We start from the raw sequence: 17,693 nt of genomic DNA, 5'->3' as shown, positions 1-17,693 counted from the left end.
GCGGTGATATTTTCAATGAAGCGGCAATCTGGTCCCCTCGTAAGCCATTTCCAATCAGCAAAACGATTTGTTTCTCTCGCTGCGTCAATGGTTTCATTATTTTTTAATGTTTTGTACACAATCGCGCGGAATCTACCCAAGATTGTGCATGATCGTATGACCGTTTGACGAAAGTCGCTTTTCGAAATGTCAATACCGTGTCAATGAGCGACCCACGCATATTGTTTACTGAATTGATTTACAGATGTGGGCAATTCCCCGATTGGAAATGACATGCTCGCGTGACACCCTTGATATCAACGGTGACTCAAACATAAATTCGGGAATGGGATTTCGATTTTTATTGATCGTTTTCCCTGGTCGCTGATCGGATTATTTTGTATTTATGTAGATGCGCGAGCCTTTGACGACGCCCGGATTGCGTTACGCGGCGTGATGGGCGCCAGAGCGGCGCCGCCGAAAGTCACGGACGTTCAGGATCTGATGCGCGAGCGATTAACAAGGCACGTGTGCGGCCGCGCTGGATGTACTGAAGAGCCCCTGAACGGCGCCGTAGCCCGCACTCGCGAATCTTGCGTTCTCAACGCGGGTCGAAAATCCTTCAGCCTTTCACACACGTTAAAGCATGGAGCAATCCACACCAGCGCAAGCGTGGAAAGCGTAACGCTCGCGCAATAGCTGAAGTTACAGCCGCTCAATCAGCCGCGCGTCGCCATGTTCGCAGTACGCGTGACATGCGGTGCGTGCAGCGTTCGCCGCGCCGTGCACGAACAACGGCGCGTCCGAGCGGCGCGACATCGACACCACGATCGAAGGCGGCGACGGCTGCAACGGCAACTCAACCACTTCGCCGCGCGCGATCAACTCGTCGACGAAAAGCCGCGGAATGGCCGCGACGCCAAAGCCGTCGCGCACCAGTTGCACGATCACCGAGATCGATGGCGAGCCGGTGATGCGCGTGTCGGCGAGCGGCACGCCATTCGCGAGCGCGAGCTTGCTGACGATGTCTTCGAGCGCGCGATGCGGCGCCGTTCCACGGCCGAACGTCAGGATAGGATGCCGCAACACGCGCTTTGCGAGCCCGCTTCGAGACAAGGGCAACAGACCCGCGCGCGCGATCCAGTGAACGGGATAATTGGCAAGCGCGTCGCACACGACCGATTCCTCATCGCTGCCCTCCACGCGAATGATCAGATCGAGTTCGCCCGCCATCAGGCGGCGCTGCAGCACCACGCTCACGTCCACCGCGAGATCCACTTCGAGTTGCGGATAGTCGGTGGCGAGCATGCGCATGTAGTCGGCGAGCCAGCTGTGCACGACCGTTTCGATCACGCCCAGACGCAGCTTGCCGCGCATCGCGCCTTCGTTGGACGCGGCCGCCTGCAACTGACGCGTCGCCTCGACCACGGCTTTCGCGTAGCCGAGCAGGTAGTCGCCATTCGGTGTCAGGCGAAATTCGCGGCTGTCGCGATCGACCAGCACGGTCTGCAATTCATCTTCGAGCGCTTTCAGACGCTGGGAAATCGCAGCGGGCGTGGCATGCAGCGCCGTTGCCGTCGTGCGGAAGCTGCGCAATTTCGCGAGCGTGACGAACGTTTCGAGAAAGCGAGTATTCATGGCGCGAAGCGCTTCAAAAAAAGCGACGTGACTCGGGAAAACCCGCGGATTCGTTAAGAAATTCTATTCGTGGACAGCAAAGAAAACTAGTTGGCGTCAAATTTTCTTCTTTTCTATGCTTTGCCTGACGGTACGCAATTCGAGATGTGACGCGCGCCGCCAACCTAAAACATTCAGAAGCCCGCCCGACCATGACTCCATCCGAATTCCGCCAGGCCGTTCGTCACGGCGACTTTCGCGGCCCGACAGCCGGACAGTGCGGCGAGTACGCGCAAGCCAATCTCGCGATACTGCCCGCCGCACACGCGCATGATTTCCTGCGCTTCTGCCATGCGAATCCGAAACCGTGCCCGCTGCTGGGCGTCGGCGAACCGGGCGACTTCCGCGTGCCGGTGCTCGGCCGCGATATCGACATCCGCACCGACGTGCCGGCCTACAACGTCTATCGCGACGGCGTGCTGAGCGAGCGCGTCGATTCGATCGAAGCGCTTTGGCAGGACGATTTCGTCGTGTTCGCGATTGGCTGCTCGTTTTCGTTCGAGCACATGCTCGCGCTCGAAGGCATCGGGCTGCGTCACGTCGAAGAAGGACGCAACGTGCCGATGTACCGCACGCATATCGCCAACCGGCGCGCGGGCGTGTTCGGCGGCGAACTCGTGGTGTCGATGCGCCCGATGCGCGGCGCCGACGCGATTCGCGCCGTGCAGATCACGAGCCGCTTTCCTGGCGTGCACGGCGCGCCCGTCCATATCGGCGACCCTGCGGAACTTGGCATCGCCGATCTGGCGCGCCCCGACTTCGGCGACGCAGTGACGATCCACGCGGGCGAGCTGCCCGTCTACTGGGCGTGCGGCGTGACCCCGCAGACCGCTTTGATGGCGGCCAGGCTGCCGCTCGCAATCGCCCACGCACCGGGCCACATGCTGATGACGGATATCACGAACGCGTCGCTAGCCGTGTTCTGACAAACGCGGCGCGTCGCGCCGCATCGCTGGGCATCCCATTCGTTGAACGAGATCTGGCCGCGCCGACCAGAGGGGCTGACTCATTCCTTTGAATCATTTTCAGGCGTGCGGGCGGCGCCGCACGTGCCTCCAGCGTCCCACACGCGTCGATCAACAGGAGCAACAGATGGACAGCAAGACACTCACGGCAATCGCTGACGAGCCCAGCGAAGCGGCCGGCGCCAGCCGGATTTCATGGTATGCAGAAGCCGGTCCGCGCGCGCGTCGTGCGTTCTGGAGCTGCAAGGTCGGCTACATGCTCGACGGCATGGACACGCAGATGCTCTCGTTCGTGATCCCGACCCTCGTCGCGACGTGGGGCATCACGCTCGCGGATGCGGGATTCATCGGCACGCTGACGCTGCTTTCGTCGGCCTTGGGCGGCTGGATCGCCGGCATATTGTCGGACCGCATCGGCCGCGTTCGCACGCTGCAGCTCACCGTGTTGTGGTTCGCCGTCTTCACCGGTCTATGCGGACTCGCGCAGAACTATGGCCAGTTGCTTGCCGCACGCGCACTGATGGGTTTCGGCTTCGGCGGTGAATGGACTGCGGGGGCCGTACTGATCGGCGAGGTGATTCGCGCACGCGACCGCGGCAAGGCCGTGGGCCTCGTGCAGTCGGGCTGGGCGCTCGGCTGGGGCATGGCCGCCCTGCTCTACGCCGTGCTCTTTTCAGCGATGGCGCCGGAAATCGCGTGGCGCGCGCTGTTCCTGATCGGCCTCGTGCCCGCCGCTCTCGTGCTGCTGATTCGCCGCTATGTGAAGGAACCCGAAGTGTTCGAGCAGGCGAAGGCGATCCGGCGCAACGCCAACGATACACCGCGCTTCACTGAAATCTTCGCGCCGAAGCTGCTGTCCACGACGCTGCGCGCCGCGCTGCTCACGACAGGCGCGCAAGGCGGCTACTACGCGATCACCACGTGGCTGCCCACGTTCCTGAAGACGGAACGCCATCTGACGGTGATGGGCACGGGCGGCTATCTGGCGATGATCATCGTTGGCTCGTATATCGGCTACCTGTCGAGCGCGTGGCTGACGGACCGCATTGGCCGCAAGCCCAATTTCATTCTGTTCGCCGTCGGCTCGATGGCCATCGCGTTCGCTTACACGTCGCTGCCGCTCACGAATACGTCGATGCTCTGGCTCGGTTTTCCGCTTGGCTTCTTCGCCTCCGGCATCTTCTCGGGCATGGGCGCGTTTCTCACCGAACTCTTCCCCACCCGGGTGCGCGGCTCGGGACAGGGCTTCTGCTACAACGTCGGCCGCGCGATCGGCGCGATGTTTCCCGTGCTGATCGGCTCGCTGTCGAAAGAGTTCGGCCTTGGCACGAGCATCGGCATTTTTGCCGTGGCCGCCTACGGCGTATTGATCATCGCCGCCCTCACGCTGCCCGAAACTCGCGGACGAGAACTCGAATCCGCATGAATCCGGCGTGCCCGTTCGATCAACTGTCTCTGCATTTCGACCTTATCTTTCATCGCACCATGAACCAAGATCACGTACCCGAAGCATGCACGCCGTCCCGCTGGCAATTCTGGATCGACCGGGGCGGCACCTTCACCGATATCGTCGCGCGTCGGCCGGATGGCTCGCTGACCACACACAAGCTGCTCTCCGAAAACCCCGAGCACTACCGTGACGCAGCCGTTGCGGGCATCCGTCATCTGCTCGGTTTGCGCGCCGGCGAAGCGATCACGCCGCGCGATGTCGAGATGGTCAAGATGGGGACGACCGTCGCGACCAATGCCTTGCTCGAACGCAAGGGCGAACCCGTTGCGCTCGTGACCACGCGCGGCTTCCGCGACGTGCTGCGGATCGCGTACCAGAACCGTCCGCGTCTTTTCGACCTCGACATAGCGCTGCCCGAAGCGCTCTATCAGCGCGTGATCGAAATCGACGAACGTGTGGGCGCACAAGGCGACCTTGTCGTACCGCTCGATCTTCCTGCCACAGAAGCGGCCTTACGTGAGGTCTTCGATGCCGGTATCCGCGCGCTAGCGATCGTGCTCGTTCACGGCTATCGGCATACTGCGCACGAAAGCGAAGTCGCGGCACTGGCGCGGCGCATCGGCTTTACACAGGTCTCGGTTTCGCATGAGGTATCGCCGCTGATGAAGATGGTGTCGCGCGGTGACACGACAGTCGTCGACGCTTATCTGTCGCCTATCCTGCGCCGTTACGTCGATCAGGTCGCGAGCGAAATGCCCGGCGTGAATCTGCAGTTCATGCAGAGCAGCGGCGGCCTTACGCGTGCAGATCTGTTCCAGGGCAAGGACGCGATTCTTTCCGGCCCGGCGGGCGGCATCGTCGGCATGGTGCGCGCGGCGCAGGCGGCGGGCTTCGAGCACGTCATCGGCTTCGATATGGGCGGCACGTCCACTGACGTGTCGCATTTCAACGGCGAGTTCGAGCGCGTGTTCGAAACGCAGGTGGCGGGCGTGCGCATGCGTGCGCCGATGATGAGCATTCACACGGTAGCGGCAGGCGGCGGCTCGATACTCGGCTTCGACGGCGCGCGTCTGCGTGTCGGTCCCGCTTCGGCGGGCGCGAATCCCGGTCCTGCCGCGTACCGGCGCGGCGGCCCGCTGACGGTGACCGACTGCAACGTCATGCTCGGCAAGATTCAGCCCGACTATTTTCCGCGTGTGTTCGGCCCGCATGCCAATGAGCCGCTCGACCGCGAAGCGGTGGCCACACGCTTTCGAGCACTCGCCGACGAAATCTGCGCGGCAACGGGCCAACGTCGCACGCCGGAAGAGATCGCCGAAGGCTATCTGGAGATTGCGATCGGCAGCATGGCGAACGCAATCAAGAAGATTTCAGTGCAGCGCGGCCACGACGTGTCGCAATACGTGCTCACGACGTTCGGCGGCGCAGGCGGCCAGCATGCATGCGGCGTGGCCGATGCACTCGGTATGACGAGCGTGTTCGCGCATCCGCTCGCGGGCGTGCTGTCGGCGTTCGGCATGGGTCTCGCCGATCAGACCGCAATGCGCGAGCGCGCGCTCGAAATCGTGCTCGACGACACGTCGCTTGCATCCGTCGACGCGGCACTCGATGCGCTCGCCGATGAAGCAGCGGGCGTGCTGCTCGATCAAGGCGTCGACGCTGCGCGCATTTCGACGGTGCGGCGCGTGCACCTGCGCTATCAGGGCACCGATTCGGCGCTCGCAGTCAGCGCAGGCAGCGTGCAGTCGATGCGCGAGGCGTTCGAAGCCGCCTATCGACAGCGCTACGCGTTTCTCATGGCGGATACGCCGCTCGTGGTGGAACTTGCGTCCGTTGAAGCCATCGGCCATTCGGATGCCCAGCCGGTGACAGGCAGCATCGCCGTTCGCCCTGCCGGCGACACGCCCACAGCCGCCGCGACGGTTTGCATGTATTCGGGCGGCCGCTGGCACGACGCGTCGCTCTATTCGCGCGACACGCTGATGGCGGGCGACAGGCTCGACGGCCCGGCCATCATCGCGGAGAAGAACGGCACGACCGTGGTCGAACCCGGCTGGCAGGCGGCGCTGACGGGCGACGGCAACATCGTGATGACGCGCGTGCTCGCGCTGCCGACGCGCCGTTCGATCGGCACGCAAGCCGACCCGGTGCGGCTAGAGATCTTCAACAATCTGTTCATGTCGGTGGCCGAGCAGATGGGGCTTCGCCTGCAGAACACGGCCTACTCAGTCAACATCAAGGAACGGCTCGACTTCTCGTGCGCGATCTTCGACGCGGCCGGCAATCTGATTGCGAACGCGCCTCACATGCCCGTGCATCTGGGCTCGATGGGCGAAAGCATCCGAACCGTCATCGAACGCAATCGCGGCACGATGCGCGACGGCGATGTGTTCATGCTCAACGATCCGTATCACGGCGGCACGCATCTTCCCGACGTCACCGTCATCACGCCCGTGTTCGCTGACGGCAGCGAAGCGCCCCTCTTCTATGTTGGTTCGCGCGGTCATCACGCGGATATTGGCGGGATTACACCAGGCTCGATGCCGGCCGCGTCGACGCATATCGACGAAGAAGGCGTGCTGATCGACAACTGGAAACTCGTTTCAGCCGGTGTGCTGCGCGATGCCGAAACGCGCGCACTGCTGGCGTCCGGCCGCTATCCCGCGCGCAACATCGTGCAAAACATGGCCGACCTGCGCGCGCAGGTCGCTGCCAACCAGAAAGGCGTGGACGAGTTGCGCCGCATGGTCGCGCAATTCGGCCGAGACGTGGTGCTCGCTTTCATGCAGCACGTGCAGGACAACGCGGAAGAAGCAGTGCGTCGCGTGATCGGTGCGCTCAAGGACGGCGCGTATCGCTATGCGCTCGATAACGGCGCGGTGATCGACGTTGCGATCCATGTCGATCCTTCCACGCGCAGCGCAACCGTCGATTTCACAGGCACCTCCGCGCAACTGCCGAACAACTTCAACGCGCCGAAGGCGGTCTGCATGGCGGCCGTGCTCTACGTGTTCCGCACACTGGTGGGCGACGATATTCCGCTCAACGCCGGTTGTCTGAAGCCGCTTTCCGTGATCGTCCCGGAGGGTTCGATGCTCAATCCCGTCTATCCCGCTGCCGTCGTGTCGGGCAACGTCGAGACTTCATCCGCGATCACGAACGCACTGTATGGCGCGCTCGGCGTCGTGGCGTCGAGCCAGGGCACGATGAACAACTTCACGTTCGGCGATGCACGCTACCAGTACTACGAGACGATCGCGGGCGGCAGCGGCGCGGGAGACGGCTTTAACGGCGTCGATGCCGTGCAGACGCATATGACCAACTCGCGCCTGACGGATCCTGAAGTGCTCGAATGGCGTTATCCCGTGCGGCTCGAATCGCATCTGATCCGCAACGGTTCGGGCGGTGCTGGACGGTGGAACGGCGGCAATGGCGCGATCCGGCGCATCCGCTTTCTCGCGCCGATGACAGCCTCGATTCTGTCGAACAACCGCATTCACGCGCCATTCGGCGCGGCGGGCGGAGGTGCGGGAAGACAGGGCAGCAATCGCGTCGAGCGAGCGGATGGCGGGATCGTCGCGCTGGGCCATATCGCCAGTGTCGAGATGGCTGCGGGTGATGTGTTCGTCGTCGAGACGCCCGGCGGTGGTGGTTTCGGGCAGATTTGATGGGGCTTGCCGCGAGCCGTTACATGCAGCGCGGCTCGCGGTACGTTCCTGAGCGCACTGCCTTCAGTACTGGATCATTCCGTTACCCCGAGCAGATGTTCAATGTGTTCTTCAACACGCGCACGCGCCTCGGTAATCGCGCGATCCTGAGTCCGGGAAACGAGCGGAAAGTCGAGACCGTTGCCCTTGAATCTCCCCGCGTAGTGCACCCATGACCGATAGGCGAACACGCCTGAATCGCGCCGGACGAGGTTGATCGTGACGTCGTAGGTACGCTGCATGCCGCTCGCTCGCGTGTAGGGAAACTTGTGGACTTCCGAGTGAATCATGGATACCGCCTCCTGTTGTCCGAGTCTGGCGTGACGCTTCGTGCAGGCGTGCGTATTGGCCCGGCTTCGAAGCCTGCTAATCGTTGAAGACAAAACCGTTGCGTCTCAAAGAAGATCGGCCGCAGATTCGTGTCCGGCACCGTGTTTCTTTGACCGGATATCGCAGGGCGGCAACGGCATCGGTTCGTTGTCCGCGAATGCCGTGCCGCACCGCACGGCAAACGCGAAGGCAGATTCCCGGTTCGCAAAGTGGCCCAGGTCGCCGAGCGACGTCGCCTCGCCATCCTCTTCGAGAATAGCGACCCGGGCGACAAAGGTATTGCCGCTTCGTGCGACCGACGGCTGAATCGCTACACCGTGGTGATAGAAGTGCATATCGCCTCCTCAGACCCTTATAGGGGGACCCCACGACGGGCTGGATTGCGCCAATGCTGTCTGGAAGTCCTGACAGCAGTGTAAGGTATTTGTCAGGATTCGGGAATGGGATAAATGTCGATGCGGCATCGCATCGCGAGTCTTCAATCAACATGTTCGACTTCATCGAATGGGTTCATCGGACCGACCGTACGGCAAACAGAGACGTTGAGGTCAGCATGTGATCACGCGAACAGGCTGCACATTCGCTGCGATCTCACTCATGTCCTCATCAAGGAAACACCATGCTTCAGTTCTACTTCCACCCTTCGCCCAATCCCCTCAAAGTGGCGCTTTTGCTCGAAGAGCTTGAAACGCCATTCGCGCTTTCCTCTGTCGATACCTTCAAGGGAGAGCAACACACGCCGGCGTACCGGAAGATCAACCCGAACGGCAAGGTGCCAGCCATCGTCGATGACGGTGTGACCGTGTTCGATTCGCACGCGATTCTTCTGCACCTCAGCGCAAAACATGGAAAGTTCGTGCCTTCCGCAGCGTCGCAGCGCGCCGCGATGCTCTCGTGGCTCCAGTTCGTCGCGACCGGGCTGTCGCCGTTTTCGGGTCAGGCCGTGCACTTCCTGCACCACGCACCGGAGCCGCTGCCGTATGCGCGCAACCGCTATCTGAAAGAAGTCGAGCGTCACTATCGCGTTCTCGATGAGCATCTGGCGACCTCGAAGTATCTGGCTGGCGACACCTACTCGATCGCCGATATCGCGCTGTGGGGCTGGGCGAATTTTGCTGGCTATATCCTGGGCGAGAAGGGACTCACCGACTATCCGCACGTCAAGCGCCTGGTCGATGAGATTTCGGCGCGCCCGGCCGCTGTCCGCGCGTTGGCGCTGAAAGACCGGCTCACGTTCAAGGCCGAGTTCGATGAAGAGACGCGCCGCGCGCTGTTCCCGCAGAACGCCTCGCTCACGGTCTAAACAGGCCGCGAGAACCTGCGTGCCGGCCATCTGAAATGGCGTGTGCCGGCGCGTTGCAGATCGATGCTGTAGTGTTACAGCTTTCCTTTTCTCGCAGCCGACATCGCAGATACCGGCTGACCGAATCCACTGCTATGAAAAAGATCGGCTTTCTCTCTTTTGGTCACTGGGCCAATTCTCCGGGTTCACAAGCGCGATCAGCAGCCGATGTTCTTCTGCAATCCATCGACCTCGCCGTCGCCGCCGAAGAACTCGGCGCGGATGGCGCCTTCTTTCGCGTGCATCATTTCGCTCAACAGCTTGCGTCGCCTTTTCCCCTTCTCGCCGCAATCGGCGCGAAGACGCGCACGATCGAGATTGGAACGGGTGTCATCGACATGCGCTACGAGAATCCGCTCTACATGGCGGAAGACGCCGGCGCAGCCGATCTGATCGCTGGTGGACGGCTGCAGCTCGGTATCAGCCGAGGCTCGGGCGAACAGGTTATCGATGGATGGCGCCACTTCGGGTACGCGCCGGATGAAGGCGAGACACACGCCGATCTGGCACGCCGTCACACAGAAGTGTTTTATGAAGTGCTGCGAGGCAAGGGTTTTGCACAGCCGAATCCGCGCCCCATGTTTGCCAACCCGCCGGGACTTCTACGCGTCGAGCCGCATTCCGAAGGACTTCGTGACCGCATCTGGTGGGGTTCGGGCTCCAACGCAACTGCCGTTTGGGCAGCGAAGATGGGCATGAACCTGCAGACCTCCACGCTGAAGAACGACGAAACGGGCCGACCGCTTCATATCCAGCAAGCCGAGCAGATCCAGGCTTACCGTGATGCATGGAAAGAGGCCGGGCATACGCGAGCGCCGCGCGTGTCGGTCAGCCGGAGCATCTTCGCGCTCGTGAATCAGCAGGACCGGATGTATTTCGGTCGGGGCACGCAGAGCAACGACACGATCGGTTTTCTCGACGACGACGTCCAGAAGATCTTTGGCCGGAATTACGCTGCGGAGCCCGATGTCCTCATCGAGGAACTGGCAAAAGACGAAGCCATCGCAGCCGCCGATACGTTGCTGCTCACCGTGCCCAATCAGTTGGGTGTCGAGTACTGCGCGCATGTTATCGAATCGATTCTCACGCATGTCGCTCCCGGTCTCGGTTGGCGCTAACGCGTGGAAGACCCGGCAGAAACGAGTCTGGTCATTTCTGACGACGATTGAAGATACACACGGGCCGCGGCGCGACAGGTTTCCGGCCAAATTAGGTGGATTTTGAGCCAGCAAAAAAGGCCTGACGCACACTTCCTGCCGCCGCAAAGGCCATCAATTCGATCAGATGTTCAAGCACATCCGGTCGTGGCGGCTTCAATTTCCCGAGGCGCAAAAACCTTCGCGCCACTCCGACGCGCCTTGTCCGATAAGGCGAAGCCGACGTTGAAGCACGTCCGGTGCATCGAAATCGCCCTCTCCTTTTAGCGGCTCCAACACGCACAAATTCACTGTCCAGTGCAGCCGCGCAAGCCTTCCTGCTGGCTGTCACTTGTTCCTTCCGCGCAAGACTGTTTGTCCGACGTGGATATTCGACCTCCATGTTCGTCCGCCTACATTGTGTCTATTGGATCGATCGGCAAGAGGCATAAAGGCCGAACAACCAACGTTCGACAACATAGGGCGGCGTGGCACGGACAGCGCCAGCAGCCCTCGATAGGAGCATGTAATGAGCGAAGCAGATAAAAGCGCTGTGCGCGAGTTGAATCATTTCATCGACGGTCGGCGCACCGCTGGTGCGGGCCAGCGGTTTGGCGAGGTATTCGATCCGGCGCAAGGCCGTGTAACGGCCCGGGTGCCCGTCGCAACATCCGCCGAAGTCGACGCCGCCGTCGCCGCCGCGAAAGCCGCGTTCCCGGCATGGAGCGAAACCGCGCCGCTCAAACGCGCCCGCTTGATGTTCAAGTTCAAGGAACTGCTCGAGGCGCACGCGGACGAACTCGCCGAACTCATCACGCGCGACCACGGCAAACTGTTTGAGGACGCGAAGGGCGAAGTGGTGCGCGGCATCGAAATCGTCGAATTTGCGTGTGGCATTCCGCAGCTGCTCAAGACAGACTTCACTGATTCCGTCAGCGGCGGCATCGACAACTGGAATCTGCGCCAACCCATCGGCGTGGCTGCCGGCGTCACACCGTTCAATTTTCCGATGGTGGTGCCGTGCTGGATGTTCGTGATGGCGGCCGCGTGCGGCAACACTTTCATTCTCAAACCTTCGGAACGCACGCCGTCAGCATCGATCCGGCTTGCCGAGTTGTTCATCGAGGCGGGCTTTCCCAAAGGCGTGTTCAATGTTGTGCATGGCGACAAGAGCGTCGTCGATGCGCTGATCGCACATCCCGATGTGGCCGCGATGTCTGTGGTTGGCTCGACACCCGTCGCTGAATACATCTACAGCGAAAGCGCAAAGCGCGGCAAGCGCGTGCAGGCGCTGGGCAGTGCGAAAAACCATCTGGTCGTGATGCCTGATGCCAATCTCGATCAAGCGGTCGATGCGCTGATCTCGTCAGCCTATGGTTCGGCAGGCGAGCGCTGCATGGCAACGTCCGTCGCGGTGGCAGTGGGCAGTATCGGCGATGAACTGATCGAGCGTCTCGCGCCGCGCGTGCGTTCGCTCAAGATAGGCGGCGGCATGGAGCCCGATCTGGACATGGGGCCGCTCATCAGCGCCGCGCATCGCAGCAAGGTAACGGGCTATATCGAGGCGGGCGTCGCCGCAGGCGCCAGGCTCGTCGTCGATGGCCGCGGCCATACCGTGCCAGGCCATGAAGCAGGCTTCTTTCTCGGCGGCTCGCTCTTCGACGACGTGAAGCCCGATATGAGCATCTATCGCGAAGAGATCTTCGGGCCGGTTCTGTCGGTTGTCCGCGTGCCCGATCTGGCCAGCGCGATCGCGCTCGTCAACGCACACGAACTGGGGAACTGCGTGTCGCTCTTCACATCCGACGGCGCCGCCGCACGCGCGTTCTCCCGGCAAATTCAGATTGGCATGGTGGGCATCAACATCCCGAGTCCGGTGCCGCCCGCGTGGCATTCGTTCGGAGGCTGGAAGCGGTCGCTGTTCGGCGATCATCACGCGTATGGCGAAGAGGCTGTGCGCTTTTACACGCACTACAAGAGCGTGATGCAGCGTTGGCCGGATAGCATCGCTACAGGCGCCGAATTCACGATGCCCGTGACGAAGTAAATTGGAGCGTTGCAGCGGGCACGGTCGGTTTCGTGCCCGCTGCGATTTCAAACATGGATCGACTCACGTTGCACCGCGCTGGCAACGAGCGCGACGCGCCACCGGCTTCCAATCTGAATTTGCTTCAAAAGGTATATGTTGTTGACGACGGATAATCGTACGTTTAAGTTTCTGCTTTGCAATTAATAAAATCAAAAAAGTGGCTTCAGCTCAATACGATGAAAGGCGACCGGTTTCCGTCACGCTCGCCGGTATTACGCACACGGGTTCATATCGGGTGCTCGAAGGAACCGTCATCGTCTATTCAGGTGCGGACATCCGGTCTGCCCAGTGCGGCATGGATCGTCCGGAGACCGTTGCGCGTTGGGTATTGCTCGATATGTGCAAGAAAGCCGAGGCGAAGAAGCGCAAAGACAGCAACGGACGCAACCAGTTGCGCCCTGCTTGAGCGCGGCGGTTGCTACGCTTTTGCAGAACGCGCGTCGACACGCCCCGGTCGCCCAGGAATGCGAGCGTGAGAGCCGTCAGGCCGCATAACGCGATCAGTGTCAGTAGCGCGTCCTTGCCCGCGTGCACCAATACCCACCCGCCCACAGACGGAAAGCCGAAGACCCCGATGAAGTACGCCGCAACGAACCATGTCAGTGCGGCGCGACGATGCGCGGCGGCGGAATCGTTGACCGCCTGGGTCTGGATGACGGGATAGGCAAGCCCGTATCCGGTACCAAGCAGAACGGCGGCGGCTGGATGAGCCGATCCATGGTACGGCACCGCGAACATCGCTGCGATCCCCAGCACCATCATGACGAGCAGCACCTTCGTCGCAGTTTCGCGGCGCAGATTGATGACCAGCCGGGCGAAAGCCCAACGTACGGTCACGACGGTGATCGCGTACAGGCTGAAGAAGGTGGTTGCCTGCGCATGCGTTCCCTGCACCAGCGACATCTGAAACGTCATCAAGCCTGAGAAGACGCAGGCGCCCAGCGCGACCATGATGATCGGATACATGGCACGCGTGCGCACAATGGCGCCGATACCACGCCACCATTGCTCCTGGACGGGTGGCACGGACGAAAGGGGCGACAGCCGGGCGAACATTTCCAGTATCACCGACGCGACCACACAAAGGCCGCTGACCGTATAGAGCACACCGCTGAGCGACCAGTGCAACGAATGTATGGCGACGCCCGCCAGCGCCGGGCAGCCGCCAATTCCCGCCATCTGGAAAGTGCCAAAGCGTAGAAACCAGTAACCCCGATCCGAATCATTGGTTCGCTCGGCAAGCGACATCGGCGCCGCGAGATAGAACGCGCCCCAGCCCAAGCCCACGAGAAACGCCGGAATCGCATCGAGCACGCTGACGCGCTCGATCAGTGCGAAACCCGCGACGCCCATGCCTACGCATAACGCCGCGAGCGCGGCCATCCGCGCCGCGCCGATGCGGTGATGCGAAAGCCAGCCAACCAGCGGAACGCCGACAAAGGTGCCTACCATCGCACCCACGAGCGTGAGCCCGGTGTCGACGTCATTGCCGCCGATATACCTGAAGCGCATCGAAAGAAGAAAGGTCCCGCCGTACCCTGCCGCCGTGAGCAGGGTACCGACGAGAACGAGAAAGCCGTTGAATGGACGCATGAAAGAGAGGCAGTCATCAATCGCAGGAGCGAGTATGTACCAAAGCGGCCCCGGACTGCCTGGATGCTACGGCACACGCCAGCGATTCTCGACACACCGATGCGGGTTCCCGGTCCCTGTCACAGCATCGACCGCAGCGAAACGGATGAATCCGCGAGCCGCGCTTCGTCCATGACGACACCTGCCGAAATCAAACGCCTGCACGCGCCGATTTCGCGTCCCGCATTGACGGCAATCGCCGCCCTCATCCGCGACGTGTCGTCCAGCGCCATGACACAGAACGAACCGGTGACAGCGTCCCCACGGATGACGAGACGGTGCTGTGGCTCCACGATGCCCAGCGTCTGCACATTGCAGTCGAACTGATCGGACCAGAGCCAGGGCAGCTCTGCGTATATCGCGCGACCGCCGAGCATGTTGTCCGCCGCGACGACGGGCTGGTTCTCCGCCACCTGCCACGATTCGATCCTGACGCTGCGGCCAAGCAACGGATTGACGTGCATCGTCACTTCGCCTGCCGCGAAGATCGCGGGGTCGCTGGTACGGCATTGTTCATCGACCACGACGCCGTTGCGGACTTCAAGCCCGCAGGCTTCCGCGAGTTCGACGTTCGGCACGACGCCGATTCCGACAACGACCACATCCGCGCTGAGGGCGCCCGCATCGCTCTGGATGGATGCACATCCGTTCTCGTACGCGATGGCAGCCGGCATCGTGCCGAGACGCAGTTCGACGCCGTTTCGCTCGTGCAGTGCCGCAATGTGTCGCGCGACGCTCTGCGGCAGCGCGCGTTGCAGCAGCGACGGCGCAGGCTCGACCACCGTCGCCCTGCAGCCCGCCTGAGTCGCGGCCGCGGCCACTTCGAGCCCGATAAAGCCGCCGCCGAGGATAGCAACACGCTTACCCGGCGAAAGAACGGCGCGCAACGCCCGCGCGTCGGCGAGCGTGCGGACATAGTGCAGTTGCACGCGTTCATCCACAGGGCCGCTGAACCGGCGCACACGCGAGCCCGTCGCGAGCAGCAGCCTGTCATAGCCGACAGAACTGCCGTCGCGCAGCCGCACGCACGCCCGCGTCCGGTCGATTTCGACGACGGCAGACGACAGACGCAAATCGATCCGCTGCGCCGCATACCAGTCATGTTGCCGGATGAAAGCCTTCCGCTCGCCTTCTTCGGAGGTCAGCGCATCCTTCGACAATACCGGGCGGTCATACGGCGCGTGCGGCTCGTCGCCGAACATGACGATGTCCACGTCCGCGTTCATTGCGCGCAGCGTCTCCGCCGCGCGCCGCGCAGCATGCCCTGCGCCAACTATCACGTGCCGTTCATTCGACATTGACTTCCACCCTCGCCTCGACGATCCGGATCGGGAAAGCACGCACCGCGTCCGTGATGGGCGCGCAACGCGGCGCACCCGTGCGGATGTCGATCAGCCCCTGATGCAGCGGACATTCGACGCAGCCGTCTTCTACATACCCTTCCGAAAGCCGCGCATGTCCGTGCGTGCAGAGATCGTTCAACGCAAATACTTCGTCGCCGATACGAAACACCGCAATCTGACGATCGCCTGCGATCACGGCTGCCGGCTCGCCTTCGGCAAAGTCATCGAGCGTGCCGATCGTCTGCCAGCTATCAATCTTCGCTTCCATGTCCGCTCCTCAGATCGGCGTTGCGAGCAGTGTCTGCACGCGCGACGTGTCGTACACCACCCGCTTGCTTTGGTAGCGCAGCCCGCCCGCCGTCCGTACGACGCGGTCGTAGTACTTCCCAGCCTGATACACATTCGACTCGCCGTTCGCCAGCGTCTGAACCACGACATAGCTGCTTTCCGTTTCGATCACGTCGTCTTGGTCGCTCGTGATTGTCAGGCCCGATGTCATGTGCCGGTAGGTGTGCTCCTCGAAAATATTGGCGTGACGCAGCGACACGACGCGATCGCGCAGCATCTTCTGGTTCGTGCAGTGAATGATGCCGACGGGCAAGCCCATATCCGCGTTTTCTTTCGGCACGATCTCGTACAGGCAGTCTTCCGTAAAGAGCGTCGGCCACGCTTCGAGCCTGTTGTTGTCGAGATTGCTGATGTACTGGTTCTGCAGCATGTTCAATTCGAACCAAAGCTTCATCTGTTCCATTTTCGTGTCCTTTTCTCAATAGCCCATCAGCTTCTGATATCCGACCCAGAACCGTCGAATCAGGCTTTCGGTAATCACCGTGTCCTGCTGGTCCGGATTGCTGCGCGACATCTCGATCACCGACGTCGCGTCCGCGTCGCGCACCGTGCCCCGCTGCACGAGTTCGGTCGCTTCCGTGTCTTCCATCGAGATATAGCCCGCCGGTCCGACCAGGTTCGCCTGCTTGATGCGAAGCGCGCGAAGTTCCGGCGTGTCGTCGGCATAGCCGAAGAAATGGAAGATCAGCTCGAAGCTGTCCGGACCTTTTGCCAGCAACTGGCGCGCGACCAGCGTGTTGTGGATCTGCTGGATCACCAGTTGAGGAAAGATCGGCTGGATATGATTGGTGGTGTCTTCCTCGTATTCGGAAACGAGACCGAGGATCGAATCGTCTTCCAGCGCGAAGCCTTCATCGAACGAGCGGATCTGTTGCTGCTTGTAGGCCGCCGATGTGTCCTCGCCCGTCTTCGTCACCGTGATGATGCTGTGCAGGCCATGCGTCGCATCGGGAATCGATCGCGCCTTCATGCCGACACGGAAGATGTTGAAGGTCGTATGGAACAAATGCAGCATGCTCGCGTGATACGGGTCCTTCACGTTCTCGAGATACAGCTTCCAGTTGGACTTCGAGTATTGCCGCGTGCAGCCGAGATACTCGACAGGCTTGTGAAAGATGCGATCGATCCAGGGGCGCATTTCCGCGCCGAGATAGTCGGGCAGCGGCGCGACTGCGTCGCTGAAACTCGCGAAGACGAGGCCGCGATAGCTGTCCACGCGCAGCTTGCGCAGGCTGTGCCGCTTGGGGTCGAAGTCGGGCGGCATGCCCGTCATGCCCTTCTGTCCACGGCGGAACGGCACGCCCAGCAGGTTGCCGCTGTTGTCGAAGCTCCACTGGTGATACACGCACGTATGCGATGTCGCGTTGCCGCGCGCCTTGCGGCAAACGGATGCGCCTCGATGCGCGCAACGGTTGACCCATGCCGACAACGAACCATCCTCGGTGCGCGTGACGACGACGGGCGTATCGCCGACGAAGGTGCTCTTGAAGTCGCCCGGCTTCGGAATCTCTGCTTCGAGCGCGACGAAGTTCCACGTCGGCCCGCGAAAGATGCGCTCCTGCTCGCGCTCGTACACCGCTTGCGAGCTGAACACCTTATAGGGCACGCGCGAGCCATCGTCGCGCGGGAACTGCACCATGTCCGTGTCCGGCGTGTTTCTGAAGCTGACAGGCGTCTCGACCATTTCCATGCTAT

General features: G+C 61.8%; 14 protein-coding genes. 6 read left to right on the top strand and 8 right to left on the bottom strand.

The features are described from left to right. Positions 1-684: 684 nt before the first annotated feature. Positions 685-1,617 (bottom strand): LysR family transcriptional regulator, encoded by a 933-nt coding sequence (locus tag H1204_RS39205; RefSeq protein WP_007577479.1) that lies wholly within the window; start codon positions 1,615-1,617, stop codon positions 685-687. Positions 1,618-1,808: 191 nt separating this feature from the next. Here H1204_RS39205 and H1204_RS39200 point away from each other — a divergent pair, with 191 nt between their 5' ends. The 3 genes from H1204_RS39200 (at position 1,809) to H1204_RS39190 (ending at position 7,739) form a co-directional block, all read left to right on the top strand. Then, positions 1,809-2,582: a putative hydro-lyase gene (locus tag H1204_RS39200; RefSeq protein WP_180734024.1), complete on the top strand. Its 774-nt coding sequence runs from the start codon at positions 1,809-1,811 to the stop codon at positions 2,580-2,582. Positions 2,583-2,748: 166 nt separating this feature from the next. Beyond that, on the top strand, positions 2,749-4,047 hold the full coding sequence (locus H1204_RS39195) for an MFS transporter (RefSeq protein ID WP_180734023.1): 1,299 nt from the start codon (positions 2,749-2,751) through the stop codon (positions 4,045-4,047). A 59-nt stretch (positions 4,048-4,106) separates the two neighbouring features. Next, positions 4,107-7,739 (top strand): hydantoinase B/oxoprolinase family protein, encoded by a 3,633-nt coding sequence (locus H1204_RS39190; protein WP_180734022.1) that lies wholly within the window; start codon positions 4,107-4,109, stop codon positions 7,737-7,739. Between the two features lie 74 nt (positions 7,740-7,813). Here the strand turns inward: H1204_RS39190 and H1204_RS39185 are convergent, their stop codons facing one another. Further along, the gene (locus tag H1204_RS39185) at positions 7,814-8,068 is read right to left on the bottom strand and encodes a hypothetical protein (protein WP_180734021.1); all 255 of its coding nucleotides are present in this window, start codon (positions 8,066-8,068) and stop codon (positions 7,814-7,816) included. 105 nt (positions 8,069-8,173) lie between these two features. Continuing rightward, complete coding sequence (locus H1204_RS39180; protein WP_180734020.1) at positions 8,174-8,443, bottom strand: hypothetical protein; 270 nt, start codon at positions 8,441-8,443, stop codon at positions 8,174-8,176. 284 nt (positions 8,444-8,727) lie between these two features. Here H1204_RS39180 and H1204_RS39175 point away from each other — a divergent pair, with 284 nt between their 5' ends. The 3 genes from H1204_RS39175 to H1204_RS39165 all read left to right on the top strand — a co-directional run bounded on the left by H1204_RS39175 (position 8,728) and on the right by H1204_RS39165 (position 12,633). Beyond that, positions 8,728-9,411 (top strand): glutathione binding-like protein, encoded by a 684-nt coding sequence (locus H1204_RS39175; protein ID WP_180734019.1) that lies wholly within the window; start codon positions 8,728-8,730, stop codon positions 9,409-9,411. Positions 9,412-9,545: 134 nt separating this feature from the next. Next, positions 9,546-10,568, top strand: a complete 1,023-nt coding sequence (locus H1204_RS39170; RefSeq protein WP_180734018.1) for an LLM class flavin-dependent oxidoreductase — start codon at positions 9,546-9,548, stop codon at positions 10,566-10,568. A gap of 547 nt (positions 10,569-11,115) precedes the next feature. Further along, positions 11,116-12,633, top strand: coding sequence for a CoA-acylating methylmalonate-semialdehyde dehydrogenase (locus H1204_RS39165; protein WP_180734017.1), 1,518 nt, complete (start codon positions 11,116-11,118; stop codon positions 12,631-12,633). Between the two features lie 300 nt (positions 12,634-12,933). Here the strand turns inward: H1204_RS39165 and H1204_RS39160 are convergent, their stop codons facing one another. From H1204_RS39160 to andAc, 5 genes are all read right to left on the bottom strand, one after another. Beyond that, a complete protein-coding gene (locus H1204_RS39160; protein WP_243468865.1) occupies positions 12,934-14,268 on the bottom strand; it encodes an MFS transporter in 1,335 nt (444 codons plus the stop codon). 119 nt (positions 14,269-14,387) lie between these two features. Continuing rightward, positions 14,388-15,605: an anthranilate 1,2-dioxygenase system ferredoxin--NAD(+) reductase gene (gene andAa, locus H1204_RS39155; protein WP_180734016.1), complete on the bottom strand. Its 1,218-nt coding sequence runs from the start codon at positions 15,603-15,605 to the stop codon at positions 14,388-14,390. Continuing rightward, complete coding sequence (gene andAb / locus H1204_RS39150; RefSeq protein WP_180734015.1) at positions 15,595-15,918, bottom strand: anthranilate 1,2-dioxygenase ferredoxin subunit AndAb; 324 nt, start codon at positions 15,916-15,918, stop codon at positions 15,595-15,597. The genes andAa and andAb overlap by 11 nt, the downstream gene beginning before the upstream one ends. Before the next feature lie 9 nt (positions 15,919-15,927). Further along, positions 15,928-16,401 carry an anthranilate 1,2-dioxygenase small subunit AndAd gene (andAd, locus tag H1204_RS39145; protein ID WP_180734014.1) on the bottom strand — a complete coding sequence of 158 codons (474 nt, stop codon included), beginning with the start codon at positions 16,399-16,401 and terminating at the stop codon, positions 15,928-15,930. 15 nt (positions 16,402-16,416) lie between these two features. Further along, positions 16,417-17,688 (bottom strand): anthranilate 1,2-dioxygenase large subunit AndAc, encoded by a 1,272-nt coding sequence (gene andAc, locus H1204_RS39140; RefSeq protein WP_180734013.1) that lies wholly within the window; start codon positions 17,686-17,688, stop codon positions 16,417-16,419. Positions 17,689-17,693 lie beyond the last annotated feature (5 nt).

Origin of the sequence: Paraburkholderia sp. PGU19 (assembly GCF_013426915.1) — a bacterium.
Classification (GTDB): domain Bacteria; phylum Pseudomonadota; class Gammaproteobacteria; order Burkholderiales; family Burkholderiaceae; genus Paraburkholderia.
This window is presented reverse-complemented; position numbering and strand designations above follow the sequence as displayed.

Excerpts from the sequence above, each read along its gene's own strand:
- H1204_RS39195 (WP_180734023.1), top strand. The coding sequence starts at position 2,749 with ATGGACAGCAAGACACTCACGGCAATCGCTGACGAGCCCAGCGAAGCG.
- H1204_RS39165 (WP_180734017.1), top strand. The coding sequence starts at position 11,116 with ATGAGCGAAGCAGATAAAAGCGCTGTGCGCGAGTTGAATCATTTCATC.
- H1204_RS39185 (WP_180734021.1), bottom strand. The coding sequence starts at position 8,068 with ATGATTCACTCGGAAGTCCACAAGTTTCCCTACACGCGAGCGAGCGGC.
- H1204_RS39175 (WP_180734019.1), top strand. The coding sequence starts at position 8,728 with ATGCTTCAGTTCTACTTCCACCCTTCGCCCAATCCCCTCAAAGTGGCG.
- H1204_RS39200 (WP_180734024.1), top strand. The coding sequence starts at position 1,809 with ATGACTCCATCCGAATTCCGCCAGGCCGTTCGTCACGGCGACTTTCGC.
- H1204_RS39160 (WP_243468865.1), bottom strand. The coding sequence starts at position 14,268 with ATGCGTCCATTCAACGGCTTTCTCGTTCTCGTCGGTACCCTGCTCACG.
- H1204_RS39205 (WP_007577479.1), bottom strand. The coding sequence starts at position 1,617 with ATGAATACTCGCTTTCTCGAAACGTTCGTCACGCTCGCGAAATTGCGC.
- andAa (WP_180734016.1), bottom strand. The coding sequence starts at position 15,605 with ATGTCGAATGAACGGCACGTGATAGTTGGCGCAGGGCATGCTGCGCGG.
- H1204_RS39170 (WP_180734018.1), top strand. The coding sequence starts at position 9,546 with ATGAAAAAGATCGGCTTTCTCTCTTTTGGTCACTGGGCCAATTCTCCG.
- andAc (WP_180734013.1), bottom strand. The coding sequence starts at position 17,688 with ATGGAAATGGTCGAGACGCCTGTCAGCTTCAGAAACACGCCGGACACG.
- H1204_RS39190 (WP_180734022.1), top strand. The coding sequence starts at position 4,107 with ATGAACCAAGATCACGTACCCGAAGCATGCACGCCGTCCCGCTGGCAA.
- andAd (WP_180734014.1), bottom strand. The coding sequence starts at position 16,401 with ATGGAACAGATGAAGCTTTGGTTCGAATTGAACATGCTGCAGAACCAG.
- andAb (WP_180734015.1), bottom strand. The coding sequence starts at position 15,918 with ATGGAAGCGAAGATTGATAGCTGGCAGACGATCGGCACGCTCGATGAC.
- H1204_RS39180 (WP_180734020.1), bottom strand. The coding sequence starts at position 8,443 with ATGCACTTCTATCACCACGGTGTAGCGATTCAGCCGTCGGTCGCACGA.